Source organism: [Clostridium] citroniae WAL-17108 (assembly GCF_000233455.1).
Taxonomy (GTDB): Bacteria; Bacillota; Clostridia; order Lachnospirales; family Lachnospiraceae; genus Enterocloster; species Enterocloster citroniae.
The window spans coordinates 561,044-575,711 of sequence record NZ_JH376420.1; the positions used below are offsets into that span (position 1 = coordinate 561,044).

General features: G+C 53.1%; 12 protein-coding genes and 1 tRNA gene. 4 read left to right on the plus strand and 9 right to left on the minus strand.

The genetic code is table 11. The features are described 5' to 3' along the window. Positions 1-91: 91 nt before the first annotated feature. Positions 92-787, minus strand: a complete 696-nt coding sequence (locus HMPREF9469_RS02445; RefSeq protein WP_007858821.1) for an aspartate/glutamate racemase family protein — start codon at positions 785-787, stop codon at positions 92-94. 133 nt (positions 788-920) lie between these two features. Here HMPREF9469_RS02445 and trpB point away from each other — a divergent pair, with 133 nt between their 5' ends. Continuing rightward, the gene (gene trpB, locus HMPREF9469_RS02450; protein ID WP_007858822.1) at positions 921-2,138 is read left to right on the plus strand and encodes a tryptophan synthase subunit beta; all 1,218 of its coding nucleotides are present in this window, start codon (positions 921-923) and stop codon (positions 2,136-2,138) included. A 108-nt stretch (positions 2,139-2,246) separates the two neighbouring features. Here the strand turns inward: trpB and HMPREF9469_RS02455 are convergent, their stop codons facing one another. The 3 genes from HMPREF9469_RS02455 to HMPREF9469_RS02465 all read right to left on the minus strand — a co-directional run bounded on the left by HMPREF9469_RS02455 (position 2,247) and on the right by HMPREF9469_RS02465 (position 5,970). Beyond that, positions 2,247-3,536 carry a CapA family protein gene (locus HMPREF9469_RS02455; RefSeq protein WP_007858823.1) on the minus strand — a complete coding sequence of 430 codons (1,290 nt, stop codon included), beginning with the start codon at positions 3,534-3,536 and terminating at the stop codon, positions 2,247-2,249. A 23-nt stretch (positions 3,537-3,559) separates the two neighbouring features. Next, positions 3,560-4,420, minus strand: coding sequence for a DegV family protein (locus tag HMPREF9469_RS02460; RefSeq protein ID WP_007858825.1), 861 nt, complete (start codon positions 4,418-4,420; stop codon positions 3,560-3,562). A gap of 74 nt (positions 4,421-4,494) precedes the next feature. Next, a complete protein-coding gene (locus tag HMPREF9469_RS02465) occupies positions 4,495-5,970 on the minus strand; it encodes a helix-turn-helix domain-containing protein (RefSeq protein WP_007858827.1) in 1,476 nt (491 codons plus the stop codon). Between the two features lie 250 nt (positions 5,971-6,220). On the opposite strand from HMPREF9469_RS02465, the gene HMPREF9469_RS02470 reads away from it, so the two are divergent. The 3 genes from HMPREF9469_RS02470 to HMPREF9469_RS02480 all read left to right on the plus strand — a co-directional run bounded on the left by HMPREF9469_RS02470 (position 6,221) and on the right by HMPREF9469_RS02480 (position 9,400). Beyond that, on the plus strand, positions 6,221-6,958 hold the full coding sequence (locus tag HMPREF9469_RS02470) for an isochorismatase family protein (RefSeq protein WP_007858829.1): 738 nt from the start codon (positions 6,221-6,223) through the stop codon (positions 6,956-6,958). Positions 6,959-7,051: 93 nt separating this feature from the next. Further along, positions 7,052-8,437, plus strand: coding sequence for a dihydropyrimidinase (gene hydA / locus HMPREF9469_RS02475; protein ID WP_007858831.1), 1,386 nt, complete (start codon positions 7,052-7,054; stop codon positions 8,435-8,437). Positions 8,438-8,803: 366 nt separating this feature from the next. Further along, a complete protein-coding gene (locus tag HMPREF9469_RS02480; RefSeq protein ID WP_007858834.1) occupies positions 8,804-9,400 on the plus strand; it encodes a prolyl-tRNA synthetase associated domain-containing protein in 597 nt (198 codons plus the stop codon). A 99-nt stretch (positions 9,401-9,499) separates the two neighbouring features. Here HMPREF9469_RS02480 and HMPREF9469_RS02485 read toward each other — a convergent pair whose 3' ends face one another. The 5 genes from HMPREF9469_RS02485 to HMPREF9469_RS02505 all read right to left on the minus strand — a co-directional run bounded on the left by HMPREF9469_RS02485 (position 9,500) and on the right by HMPREF9469_RS02505 (position 14,471). Beyond that, positions 9,500-9,736 (minus strand): putative Se/S carrier protein, encoded by a 237-nt coding sequence (locus HMPREF9469_RS02485; protein WP_007858836.1) that lies wholly within the window; start codon positions 9,734-9,736, stop codon positions 9,500-9,502. Positions 9,737-9,784: 48 nt separating this feature from the next. Then, the gene (locus HMPREF9469_RS02490; RefSeq protein ID WP_040414897.1) at positions 9,785-10,921 is read right to left on the minus strand and encodes an aminotransferase class V-fold PLP-dependent enzyme; all 1,137 of its coding nucleotides are present in this window, start codon (positions 10,919-10,921) and stop codon (positions 9,785-9,787) included. A 64-nt stretch (positions 10,922-10,985) separates the two neighbouring features. Next, positions 10,986-12,896, minus strand: a complete 1,911-nt coding sequence (selB, locus tag HMPREF9469_RS02495) for a selenocysteine-specific translation elongation factor (RefSeq protein WP_007858845.1) — start codon at positions 12,894-12,896, stop codon at positions 10,986-10,988. Beyond that, positions 12,896-14,299, minus strand: a complete 1,404-nt coding sequence (gene selA / locus HMPREF9469_RS02500; protein WP_007858847.1) for an L-seryl-tRNA(Sec) selenium transferase — start codon at positions 14,297-14,299, stop codon at positions 12,896-12,898. The genes selB and selA overlap by 1 nt, the downstream gene beginning before the upstream one ends. Positions 14,300-14,377: 78 nt before the next feature. Beyond that, positions 14,378-14,471 (minus strand) — tRNA-Sec (locus HMPREF9469_RS02505). Between the last annotated feature and the right edge of the window lie 197 nt (positions 14,472-14,668).

Here is a 14,668-nt window from a genome sequence, read left to right on the forward strand (position 1 = left end):
TAATATTTTTAATTATTTTATTGATTATATTAATATTTATACTGAATTTCATTCACTCTTGGTTTTATTTATTTATAATCTGCTCTCAATCTTATCCATCTATAATTTCCTTTACCAAGGCCCTGACATGTATCTTCATGGTGTCCAGGCAGGGAACAGGGGAAATATGGTCATTAAGGATCAACGGCAGCTCCGTACATCCAAGAACGATAGCCTGGATCCCATCCTCCTCCTTCATTCTGCGCACAATGGACAGAAATTCCTGCCGGGTATCCTCCCTGACATCTGCAAATTCCAGCTCGGTATAGATTTTTCTGTTTATGTACTCCATCTCATCTTCCCTGGGAATTGCGATCTGGATCCCCTTATCTGTAAATGGCTTTTTAAAAAAATCCTCCTCCATGGTAAATATGGTTCCCATTAAACCGATTTTCGTCAGATTCCGCCTGACCGCCTCCCCGCAGGCAGCCCCCACAATACTGATCAACGGAATGGGCGACTGCTTTTGTACCTGGTCAAATACAATATGAGGCGTATTGGCTGACAGGGCGGCAAAGTCAGCCCCTGCCGCGGCCAGGTTCCCGATCGCCTTTAACAGATATTCAGCCAGGTCATCATATCGCCTCTCCCTGCAGAATACCAGGATATCAAACACGTTTACACTTTCCATGGACAAAAACGGCATTACATTTTCCCCCATCCGTTCACGGACGCCATAGACGATCCCACGGTAATAAGGGATCGTGGACTCCGGCCCCATGCCCCCTACCAGACCCAGTTTTTTCATATAAAAACACCTCCTGAAAATGATTTTTTAAAATGTTTCCCTGAATATCAGGATACTACAAATAATATGGATTGAAAAGCCCGTCCATTAAAGATATAATGGGATTCATAACGATTTGAAAAAGGAGAAATTTATGGACTACAGAACATACCTAAAAAACTATCCGGACAAAGACGGGCGTTTTGGCGCTTACGGCGGCGCCTACCTGACCCCGGAACTGATTCCCGCATTTGAGGAAATTGCAGACGCCTACCAGACCATCTGCCATTCTTCCCAGTTTATCAATGAACTGCGAAGGATCCGCAGGGAATTCCAGGGAAGGCCTACCCCTGTGTACCATTGCGAGCGTCTCTCCAAGAAGATCGGCAACTGCCAGATCTATCTGAAACGCGAGGATCTAAACCACACCGGGGCCCACAAGCTGAATCACTGTATGGGCGAGGGACTTCTGGCAAAGTTCATGGGAAAGAAGCGCCTGATCGCGGAGACAGGAGCCGGACAGCACGGGGTGGCCCTGGCTACCGCCGCCGCGTTTTTCGGACTGGAGTGCGAGATCCACATGGGTGAAGTGGATATTGCAAAACAGGCCCCCAATGTGACCAGGATGAAGATACTGGGCGCCAAGGTGGTTCCGGTTACCCATGGGCTTAAGACTCTGAAGGAGGCAGTGGATTCCGCATTTGAATCCTATGCAAAAAACTATAAGGACTCTATCTACTGCATCGGCTCTGCCCTGGGTCCCCATCCGTTCCCACTGATGGTGCGGGATTTTCAATCCGTGGTGGGCTATGAGGCAAGGGACCAGTTCTACGAGATGACAGGAATGTTCCCGGATGAGGTCTGCGCCTGTGTGGGAGGAGGAAGCAACTCCATCGGGATGTTCATACCCTTCTTAGATGACCCGGTGGACATCACCGGAGTGGAACCCCTTGGCAAGGGAGAACATCTGGGTGACCACGCGGCATCCATGAAGTTTGGTGAAAAAGGCGTCATGCATGGATTTGAGAGCATTATGCTCAAGGATGAAAATGGTGAGCCGGCCCCGGTCTACTCCATTGCCAGCGGCCTGGACTATCCTTCCGTGGGCCCGGAGCACGCCTTCCTTCATGATCTTGGAAGGGTCAAATACGATACGGTCAGCGATGAGGAAGCCATGGACGCCTTCTTTAAGCTGTCCCGGTATGAGGGGATCATCCCTGCCATTGAGAGTGCGCATGCGGTTGCTTATGCCATGCGCAGGGCCAGGGAAATGCGCCAGGGTGCCATCCTGGTCTGCTTAAGCGGCAGAGGCGATAAGGATATCGACTATGTGGTTGAGCATTACGGCTATGGGGAGCAGTTTGTGGATTGATCCTGATCGGACTCAGGATACCGCACCGGCCATCTATGACAAAAGGGCGTGCACACGATGGGATTCGTGCTGCACGCCCTTAATATATCCATATAGGATCAAATCTTTTTATTCCTGCCTGCACCCTTCCCCATCGATCACTACCCCATAAGAGAGTCCCGTGAGATACTGGTAAAATGCCTGCTTTTCATCTTCTCCCGTCAATGGGCGCGTGTAGCCGCCCGAGGATGTCCCGGGTACGAACACAAGGGACAGGTTCTCTCCATCCCAGTCAGCTGTGAGAAGGGCTGTCTTAGGGATGCTGCTTCCAAATACAAAATTGCCCAGGCTGTACACAATGGGTTTACCATTGTAGTATTCCATGCCCTGAAGCACATGGGGATGGCTGCCGATCACCATGTCCGCCCCCGCGTCAATATACTGCTTTCCCATGGTGCGCTGGTAATCCTGGGGATACTCGTCCCGCTCAATTCCCCAATGCACGTACACAATCACAAAATCACATGTTTCCTTTGCGCTCTTGATATCCTCTAGCAGCATGGTGGGATCGTAGGTGGTCAGCATGCCCGGGCTTGTGGCCGTGGCATTCCAGGAACCCACGGGTATCACCCTGGATGCGCCCAGAAATCCTATGGTCTTTCCCTTGATCTCCATGATCACAGGTTTCCTGGCTTCCTCCAGGTTTGCGCCTGCCCCTACCCGGTATATTCCCGCCTCATCCAGCGTGTCGCAGGTGTCCAGCAGGGCATCCGTACCAAAATCCAGAGCATGGTTATTGGCAAGGGTTACAATGTCAATCCCCATCTCCTTTAGCAAGGACACCTTCTCCGGAGGCAGGCGGAAGGTAAACTGCTTATCTGCGGCAGCGCTTCCCCTGTTGCTGAACGGAAACTCCTGGTTTGCCATAAACACATCGCTGCCATCGATCACGTCCCTCAAGCCCTGGTCCACAACACTGCCAATGGTCCCGGTCTTGTTATAGGCCGCCAGCACATGGTCTGATAAAAGGATATCGCCGGCAAACACAAAACGGATGGTGGAATCCTTCGGCTCTGGATCCGCTCCGCCATCCTCTGTCATACTACCTTCTTCACCACCGTTGTCAAGGCCTTCCACTCCCTGTCCGGCGTCCTGCCGGCCATCCTGAAAACCTTCCGGTCCGCCGATGCCCCGGGATCCTTCTCCCTGTCCGCCCGCGCCCTGGTTGCCGTGAAGGCCGGCGCTGTCCTGGCCGGAGCCGTCTGCCGGACCGGCATTGCCTGATGCCCCCGGACCGCCATCCATCACTTCGGCCTTCACATAGCTGTTATGCACCGTATGCCATATCAGGTATCCTGTTATTCCCGACAGCAGCACTCCCAGTACAAGCACCACTGCCAATATCCAGCTTCTTCTCATTCACAACTTCCTGTCATCTCAAGTTATATTGCCAGGATAATGCCGCCGTCATTGGCATACACAGTAGCCACTCCGGCTGCTGTGGTGATCACAATATCCTTAAAAGTCCCTCGCTTCTCCAGCTCTGATTTCATGTACTCTGCCCGCTGGGGGTGGTTTACATGACATACCACTGCGATCTTATCCACGGTGTTCCCGGCTTCCTTCACCGCAATATCGCACATTCTCTGAATCGCCTTATTGATTCCTCTGGCCTGGTCCAGCTTGATGATAGTTCCTGAATCAGCGCCCATCACAGGCTTAATGTTCAGGGCCGTGGCAAAAAATGCCTGAAGCCCTGAAAGCCTTCCGTTCTTGCGGAGCGTATCCAGGCTTTCCAGAACAAAATATGTTTTCATACTGTCCCTGTACGCAAGAGCCTTTTCCAGCACCTGGTCAAATTCCAGACCAGCTTCGCACAGGGCCTGGATATACATGGCAATGTTCAGTTCACCTGAGGATGCGGACAGTGAATCGATCACAGCCACCCTCTTCTCCTGATCCCCATGACCCTTTTCAGCCCGCTCCTCCTCAAACAGCTTCCTGGCCAGCTCCGCCGAATTATAGCTTCCGCTGAGATGGCCTGAAAGAGTGATCACAAACACTCCCTCTGCATCTGCTTCCTCATATGCTTCCTTAAATGTCTCCGGTGAAGGGCATGCCGTCTTCGGGCATTCCGGGCAGGCCTTTACCAAATCTATAAATTTCTTCTGGTCAAATGTCTCGTCATCCACTACCAGCGCGCTTCCAACCTGCAATGTCAGCGGTATCATCTGGAATCTTGGATCCTTCTTTAACTCATCAGTCAAATCAAGACAACTGTCCCCAATAATCTTGTAGGTCATACAAAAGTCCTCCGGTTTCTTATCCATGCATTTTAACATGTAGTATTGATTACTACTTATTATAACAGTATGTATTATAAAATGCAATCCTTAATATATGTAATCAGAGACCGGAGCACGGACAGGACAGCTGCCGGATCCTTGCGGCCCGGAGGAACCCTGCGCCATCCCTGTTCCAGCGTTATATAGGCTGCGCCGGAGAGTGTGGACTCATGGCAGACCCGAAAGCCATGTGCGTCCATCTGGACCATCCAGGATGTGCCGTGGCACCAGCAGTTGATGTCCGGCAGGCAGATATGGTCCGTGCCGTCTGTGAGGAACAGGCGGCAGAAAGGATACCGCTCCATGCGGCCGGCTAATTCCTCCAGCCCCCTGGCACAGTGGATCGGGGAGATCACCACCTGCTTTTTGCAAATCAGCGACAGGCTGGTGCTTATATAGCGGGTGCGGATCCGGCGCTGCATCTCATCCAGCTGCAGGATCTGTATGATCTCCTCCCCTGCCGCCAGATGCCGCTCCGTCATTGCCCTGAGAAGCCGGTTGATCTCCCTGCACCGGGAAGCTGCCTGGCCTGTGACTTCATTTTCCTGCAGGATATCATTTAACAGCGTTTCCTCCACTGTCATAAATGCAGGCGCCGGCAGATAGGAAAGAAGCTTTTCGCCCTGGCGCACAGAACTGTTTAACCTGCTTACAGCCTCCCGTCCCATATAGGTGGAGAGATCCATGAACATGGGCCGGCAGCTGGTCAGCACCATATGGAACACATTCCTGTGCTGGAGTATGGAATACGCATCCGTGTAGACCGTGGTGGAGGTCTGTTCCGTGGACATGGACATCCCAGAAACGCTCATGGCATGTTCCAGGATAAAAAAGGAAAACCAGTATATATTTTCATCATAATACTGGTGGTAAAACCAGTGGGCATTGCGGTGGAAGATCAGAGGGCTGCACAGGTGGAAAAATGATACAAATCCGTCCACTGACACGGAAAAGTGAAGGGCCGCCCGGAAGATAAATCCCCGGTCCAAAAGCCCCAGCATCCGCCCGACCCACTCCTGTGCATAGACCGGATCCTCCAGCAGCCACCTGCTCTGCTCGGAATCCACATAAAGCATCTCTCCCGGCATCTCCATGGCCTCAGCCACATCCAACAGGTCTGATATGGCCTGCCGCCGCCCTTCGCCGCTGGTATACACTGCGATCTCCGCCGTACACACCGCCTCTGTCCTCAGGGTAAATGCCCTGGGAACCGTAAAATGCCGGTCGGTGAGGACCCGCCGAAGGAGCACCGCAGTGTCCGGGGAATCCTCACTGTCCTTAAGCAGGACCAGGGAATGCAGGGCATCATCTAAGGCCGTGCCGTCCTGCTCTAAAAGCATGGCGCATATCTCCTCAAAATATACGGACTTCACATTGAGGCGGCGGCTGCCGCTGCGCCATTTGCTCACCAGGCTGGCATCCACATGGAGCCTGCGGGCCAGTCCCGCTGTGGAAAGGCCCAGCCTGTCCATAAGATAACCCAGGGTGGACAGCTTCTTCTCTGTCATGGCAGATCTCCTTCCAATCATTAAATGCTTGTTTCACATGACAGGCAGCTGTCACGGTACAGTATCTGACAAAGGTCCAAAGTCCCTTTTCAAATTGAAATGACATTGTTATACTATAGTTACGACAGCAAAGTGCACAAAAACATTATGATAATAGGCTTATTATTGGTTATCTTCACTATTTCATGGATCTGATCCGGAACAGATTCCATACCCGTCAGCGTTTCGTTAAGAAAGGAGTACATATTTCATGGCAGAGAACAAGGATTATAAATTTGTGGATCATTATGAGTTTGATGAGGAACTTCTTAAAAAAGCATTTGCAGAGGCGCGCAAGATCTATAAAGAACGCGGATTCATGCGTAAAATGGGTTTTGGAAAAGCTCCGGCCATCACCACCGTGGATATGGCCAAGGCATGGATGAGTGAAGGACACCCCTTTACCTGTGACCATTCCGAGGAAGTATGCGCCAATGCCCTGAAGGTGCTGGAAGCAGGCCGCAAGGCAGGGGTTCCTATTTTCCATACCACCACAGGATATGTAGGCAAGCAGCAGTGGGATCTTCCCCGCTGGGATGAAAAGATCCCTATGAGCGCCCTGGATATCAACTCTGAGTGGCTGGAGATCGATCCAAAGCTTAAACCACTTCCGGAGGAGCCGGTCATCCATAAAAAATATGCGTCCAATTTCTTTGGAACCCATCTTGCCCAGACCCTGAATTTCCTGGGCGTGGATACCCTCATTGTCATGGGCGCCACCTCCTGTGCATGTGTACGCCATACGGTCATGGATTCCACCGGTTACGGGTTTAAGACCATCGTACCCGAGGGTACTGTGGGCGACCGTGTACCGGGCGTGATCGAGTGGAACCTGTTTGATATGGAAGCCAAGTTTGCCGATGTGGTTCCTGTAGATGAAGTGGTTGAATATCTGGAAGGGATCGATTCTAACGTTTACACCAAGCATGAAAGGTCCATGGATCAGTAATCATCCAATCCGGCCAAGTAAGCTGTCTGATCATGATACGCCGGTCCCGCGCCTGGGACCCGGGCGCATCATGTATCCATGAAAGGAGTTATCATGAGCCTTCTGATTAAAAATGGAACGATTCTCACAGCTACCAGTGAATTCACCGGCGACCTCTACATTGAAGGAGAGACCATCCGCCAGATTGGATCCAATCTTAATATGGATGCAGACCGTACCGTGGATGCCGCGGGCAAATACATCCTGCCGGGAGGCGTGGATGAACATGTCCACTACGGCTCCTTCGGAGGCCGGCTTTTTGAAACCGCTGAAGCTGCGGCCGTGGGCGGGACCACAACCATTGTGGACTTTGCCCCCCAGGAAAAAGACGTGCCCCTGCTAGATGCCATCCGCCAACAGGCCGCCAAGGCAGAAGACATTTCCTCTGTGGATTTTGCATTCCATGCAGTGATCATGGACCCCAAGGAATCCGTATTTGAGGAAGTCAGGCATCTGCCCGAAGTGGGGGTGGCCACCCTGAAGCTTTTCATGGCATATAAGGGAACTGCTTTTTACTGTGATGACGAGGCGATTTTAAACGCCATGATGAACGCCAAAGAGGCAGGCGTTACCATGATGGTCCATGCGGAAAATGCAGATATCATAACCATCCTGACTAACCATTATCTGAGCCAGGGAAAGACCGCCCCAGTGTATCACTACCATGCCCGTCCTCCCATTGCCGAGGAGGAGGCCACCGGCCGCGCCATCGCCCTGGCCAAGGCCGCGGACTGCCCTCTTTTTGTGGTCCATGTGAGCGCAAAGGAAGCCATGGAGGCGATCCGCAAAGCGCACAGCCAGGGATGGCCTGTCTTTGGCGAAACATGCACCCATTACCTGACCCTTACCACCGACTATCTTGACCAGCCCGGTTTTGAGGGAGCCAAGTACATTTGCTCGCCGCCGCTGAGGCCCCAGGAACACGTGGACGCCCTGTGGCAGGCGGTGCGGGAAGGATGGCTCACTGCCGTGGGTTCCGACCACTGCGCCCTGGACGGCGGGTTTGAAGGAGCCAAAAAGAAAGGAACCAACTTTTCCAACATACCCAACGGCTGCCCCGGCGTCCAGGACCGTCTGGCCCTGCTGTGGACCTACGGCGTGTGCACGGGAACGATCACCCGGCAGAAATTTGTGGAACTGTTTGCCACCAATCCTGCCAAGGTGGTGGGCCTGCCCGGCAAAGGGGAACTGCGCATTGGCGCTGATGCGGATATTGTCATATTCGACCCTGAGTGGAAAGGTGTCATTACCAACAAGGACAGCCTTCATGGAATTGATTACGAACCATTTGAAGGATTTAAGATCCAGGGGCGCCCGGAACAGGTATACCTGCGCGGCCGCCTGGTAGCTGAAAACGGTGTTTTCGTAGGCGAGCGCGGCAAGGGAAAATGGCAGAAATGCCAGCCTTACGGATTGTGTTACGATTATTACCACAAATAAACGACCCCTGCATAAATCCATATGTCTAAAATAGGGTGTTGCAAAACGCGGCTTCCCACACTGCGCAGTATCTGCCGTTTCGCTGGTAAATATTCCGCTGTGGAGTCCGTCATCCTGCAACACCCCGTTTTATGTCCTGTGGTCATCCTCCCCTTTCCCGTATTATGTTATCGCGTTCACATTCAACTGTATCCATTATAGCAAATATCCTGTACTGCTGCAACCATAATCGGAAATACGTTGTTTTTCCCCTTGTTTTTATGGACATCCCCCTGCTGCGGTGCTATAATGATACTGGTTTTTTGCGTCTCCACATTCAACTAAAAACAGATCATTCTATGATCAAAATCTCACGAGGTGCTTAAAATGACAGATACAAACCAAACAGCAAAATCACTTCCGCACTATCACATTGACCATACCTTATATCAGGGCCGCCCGTCTGATCTCACCGGCAGGCTCGCGAAGGAGATCCGCACATACGACCTGCTGGATTCCCTGGGGGTGTCCTATACCCGGGTGGACCACGATGCCCTTCCCACCATTGAAGCCTGCCTGGAAGTGGACCGGCTTTTAGGCTCCGAGATCTGCAAGAACCTTTTTCTGCGCAATGCGCAGAAAACGGACTTTTACCTGCTTCTCATGCCTGGAAATAAAAAGTTCAAGACAGCCCTGCTCTCCAAACAGATCGGAAGCGCCCGGCTTTCCTTTGGTGAGCCTGAATTCATGGAGGAATTTATGGACCTCACCCCCGGCTCCGTCACAGTCATGGGACTGATGAATGACAAGGCAGGCAGGGTCAGGCTTTTGATCGACAAGGATATACTGGACGGCAAATCCTTTGGCTGCCATCCCTGTATAAATACCTCCAGCCTGATGTTCTCCGTCAGGGATCTGATCGATAAAATACTGCCCGCCATGGGCCACCCCTATACGGTGGTGGATCTGCCTTATGCGGAGTGACCGATCTGTGTGATACAAAATAAAAATGACCGGCAGATACGATTCCTGATCAGCCGGTCATTTTTTATGGATCATGTTCTTTTTTCATGGACCATGTTCTTAAATCAGATACGTTCCCATGGTCTGATAGCCCAGTTCCTGAACTCCCATGAGTTCCAGGATCCTTTTCCGCCACCCCTCAGGCATGCTCCAGGACAGGCCGCAGCCCGCTGAAATCTGCCGCGGGACCGGGATCAGACGCCCGGGGATCTCCATTTTACGGCACACCGTCTCCATGGCTATGGCTTCCGCTGTTGTATGAAAGGTTATCACCAGTTTCAGTTCTTTTTTCCTCATAGCATCCTTTCCCGCTCCCTACTCAATGGTAAGCCTGATAGATATTTGTTATACGGCCAGCTCCCTCACTGCCTGTACTGCCTGGTCTATCTCTTCTTCCGTGTTGTAGTAGGACATGGAAAACCGGACCGCCCCCTGGTCGACAGTGCCCAGGGCCTGGTGCATCAGAGGCGCGCAGTGGGCTCCCGCTCTGGTATAGATCCCATAGTTTGCCGCCAGCTCATCTGATACCTCCCCGGAATCATAATCCCCTATATTCAGGGCCACCACCGGCGCATGGCGGTCCATATTGGAAAAATCACCGTATACAGTAACTCCGGGGATACCCAAAACCCCTTCATAAAAACGTCTCATGAGCATCAGCTCCCGGCAGCGGATGGTCTCCATCCCGGTGCTCCGGATAAACTCCAGGGCCGCATGAAGCCCCGCTATGCCGTGGCCGTTGACCGTGCCCGCCTCCAGGGCTTCCGGCATTTCCCCGGGATGGAATTCCTGATAGCTGTGGGTTCCGCTTCCCCCGGCCATCAGAGGCCGTACAGCAACCCCCTCCCTCAGGCATATCCCCCCTGTCCCCTGAGGTCCCATAAGGCTTTTGTGGCCGGTAAAGCAGAGGACGTCAATACCCATGTGTTCCATATGGATGTCAAATACCCCCGCTGTCTGGGACGCATCCAGGACAAACAGCAGGGATGCCTTTGTGCAGATCCGTCCCACCCGTTCAATATCCACCACATTTCCCGTAAGGTTGGATGCATGGGTACATACGATCCCCTTTGTGTTGGGCCTGATGGCTCTTTCCAGGTCCTCATACCGTATATTCCCCCGGCCATCGGCCCTGACAATGGTCAGCTCCACTCCCCTCTCCCTCATCATATACAGGGGGCGGAGGACGGAATTGTGCTCCATCATGGTGGTGATCACATGATCACCAGGTGAAAAAAGCCCCTGTATGGCCATGTTAAGGCTTGTTGTGGAGTTTGCAGTAAATGCAGCCCGGCAGGGATTTCCCAGGCCAAACAGGTCCGACACCAGGACCCTTGTGTCATAAATGGTCCTGGCAGCCCCCAGGGATGCCTCATGGCTCCCTCTCCCGGAGTTGCCCATATGTCGCATGGCATCAGCCACTGCCTGTATCACTGCCTCCGGCTTATGGAAGGTCGTGGCCCCGTTATCCAGATAGATCATATTCTTTTCCCCTTTCAATGCAGATGTTATAAGGTGTTTCAAAGACCATGCTCCCTTTGGTATGTCAGTGGATCAGGACCCGCTTATCTCCCACCATTTTCGTAATCTTTTTCTTATCCATGAACTCCAGCAGCTGTACCGCGTATTTGCGGGAAGTGCCGCACAGATCCCTGAACTCTCCCAGTGAGATCTCCCCGTGCACGGCCAGGTAACCCTTCAGGTCTGCAAGTACCTGATCATAGGCCCGGCTGTCCATGTAGGAGGCCGGATTCAGTTTGATCAGTCTGCCGTTTTTATGCATGTCGGCAATGATCTGCCTGGCCCTGTTCTTATCCTTAAACCGGTCCGCCACCTCTGCGGTGAGAGGAGCCTCGATCCCCGCCCGGGCATACAGGGTCCCTATCTGTTCCAGCATGCCCTTAAGTTCCCGGGAATACGTGGTGGAAAAATCCTTTCCCGACACATACGCCCCCTGGGTCCTGACCACCATCCGCTTCACCAGCTCCGCCAGAAGAGCGGCGCCCTTCCTTATATCCTTTATACGGAATTGCTCGCTGAGCCTGGATTTAAACTCCTCCTTGTCCATGCCCTCGTTGATGGGGTTCTCCCTGTGGTATTCTGCCAGCAGTGCCTCCCCATAATCAGATATCTTCTTCCAGTGATCCATATGGATCACCGAGTCATCGGACAGGATCAGGATCCGCTTGCTTTCCTTTAATGAGCCCATAAGCTGGACAACCCCGGATTTGGGCAGATCCATATTTGCTGCGATCCGGCCTGCGCATGGAAAGTTCCTGCTCTCCTCCTTTATCATCAGCTCCATGACTTCCAGGTCCGTCCCCTTCTCCTTGATGCCCAGGGATTCCATCACCTGCGGATCCCCCCGCCTATGTTTGCAGGGAGATGCGTCCAGCACAATGCCTCCCCCAAAGGTTTCAACCGGCGAGAGGAAACGGATGATGAACCGGTCGTTCCTCTTAAGCACAACGGGTTCGTCAAACCTGAGCTGGGCGTAAGCGCTCTCGCCGCGGGCGATGCGGTCCTGGTCCATGAGCACTGCCTTTGCAATGGTCTGGGCGGAACCGTAGTTGAGATGGATCCTGTCCCCGGACTTAAGTTCCCTGTCACTGGTCTGAAAAATGGACAGTTTCACATCCACCAGGGCGGATGGGACAAGGGAGCCTGGATATGCCAGAACGTCCCCTCGTTTCAGGTCCTCCTTTTTTACATTCAAAAGGTTCAGGGCCGTGCGCTGTCCTGCGATCGCCGCATCCTCCTTCCGTCCGTGGGACTGGATGCCCCTTATCTTAATGAGGCGCTCCCGTGGATATACCATGACTTCCGCTCCTGCCTGAACCATTCCTTCCTGCAGGGTTCCTGTGATCACGGTGCCAAACCCTTCTGTTGTAAATACCCGGTCCGCCGGAAGCCGGAACAGTTCCGGCTCCTCACACCTGGTTCCCAGATCGGAAACCATCTGGATGATCCTGTCATGGAGAAGATCTATGTTTTCGCCCGTGAAGGAAGATACGCGGATCACCGGCGCATGCTCCAGGAAACTGCCCTGCACCAGGTCCTCCACATCCGCCTCCACCAGTTGTGCCCACTCCTCATCCACCAGATCGCTTTTTGTCAGCACCAGGATCCCCTGCCTGATGTGAAGCATTTTTAGGATCTCAAAATGTTCCGTGGTCTGGGGCATGACACCCTCATCCAGCGCAATGACCATCAGTACCAGGTCTATGCCCCCTATGCCCGCAAGCATGTTCTTCACAAACTTTTCATGTCCCGGCACATCGATGATCCCTATGTGCAGTCCGGCATCATTGGGCAAATTGGCAAATCCCAGATCAATGGTGATCCCCCTCTTTTTCTCCTCCTTCAGACGGTCTGTGTCAAAACCGGAAAGCGCTTTGATCAGGCAGGTCTTTCCGTGGTCCACGTGGCCCGCTGTTCCCACAATGATATTCTGCATCAGGACTCACCGCCTTCCATGCCGGAAAATGCCTCCACTGCCGGCAGGAATTCCTCGTCTGAAAGGGTCCTCACATCCACCAGCACCCGGTCATGGTTTACCCGCACGATCAGCGGGACCGGCGCCTTTCTCAGCTTCCGCTCCATCCTCTGCGCGGACAGCCCTTCCTTCCACACCGCAACCCCGTACCCCTCCAGCTCACAGGTAGGCGCGCTTCCCCCGCCCACCTGGTCCCTGCAGGACTCTACCTGTACCCTCAGATCCGGGCAGGCAGCTTTCAGCATAACACCCAGCATTTCGGCCCTTTCCTTCAGTTCCAGGGGACTGGCACAGATCATCTTCAGCACCGGTATCTCCTTTAAGGCCGCCTCCTGGTCAATGTACTGTAAAAATGTCGCTTCCAGCGCCGCCAGGGTCATCTTATCCACCCGGAACGCCCTGGCCAGGGGGTGCTCTTTCATTTTGTCTATATATTCCTTTTTTCCTATGAGGATACCGGCCTGGGGGCCGCCAAGCAGCTTGTCGCCGGAAAACAGGACCACATCAGCCCCTGATTTCAGGGCGTCTGTCACAGTCGGTTCATCCAGCCCATACCGTTTTAGGTCCGCCATGAGCCCATTTCCCATATCATAGATCACAGGCAGGCCCAGTTCCCTGCCCAGCTGTGCCATCTGCTCCAGCTTCACATCCTCGGTAAATCCCACAATGCGGTAATTGGATGTGTGGACCTTCATAAAACAGCCCGTCACCCCTTCCTTATACGCACTTCGATAGTCGGAGATCCTGGTCTTATTGGTGGTTCCCACCTCCTTTAGAAAGGCTCCGGACTCGCTCATCACATCCGGGATCCGGAAGGATCCTCCCACTTCCACCAGTTCCCCCCTGGAGACCACCACCTCTTTTCCCCTGGCCAGTGCTGCCAGGGCCAGCATTGTGGCGGCGGCATTGTTGTTCACTGCCATGGCAGCCTCGGCCCCTGTCACCTTTTTTATGATGCCCTCCACAATGGCATGGCGGCTTCCCCTGGTCCCTGACTTCAGATCGTATTCCAGGGTACAGTATGCGTCCATGATCTCCCAAACCGCGCCGGATGCATTGCTGCTGAGCCTGGCCCGCCCTAAATTGGTATGGAGCACCACCCCGGTGGCATTGAGTACCCTTCTCATTGTTCTTTTCTTCTTTTCACTTAAAATACCGGTTATCCTGTCCATGATCTCATCCTGGGACAATCCCCTGTCCACGGTACCTTCCAGGATCCCGTTCCTTACATCCCCCACTGCTTCCCTTACCGTGTCCACGATCAGCGGTCTGGGCATGGTTTCATAAAATAAAACGAGGCGCTCATCCTGCAGCACCTCGTCCACTTTAGGAAGCCCGCGCAGAAGCACCTGTTTGTCTCCCATTGGTCTACCTCCTTGTTTGTACCGAAAGGCAGGCTCATTGCCGTGCCTTTCACAATACTTGCCGCATCATTCACAAAACGGAGGTGGTGGGAATCGAACCCACCCGTGAAGCTCTTAACTCCACACAACGGTTTTGAAGACCGCGGGGCGCACCAGCTACCCAGCTCCCTCCCGATTATAAAGCGAAACGATTCAATTGTATGTGTTCGCCGAAACGGAGATGGTGGGAATCGAACCCACCCGTGAAGCTCCTAACCCCACACAACGGTTTTGAAGACCGCGGGGCGCACCAGCTGCCCAACTCTCTCCCTGATATTCCATATTCAGTGCCGGATCCCTTTCAGTACCGGATCCCTTTTACCGCCGCCG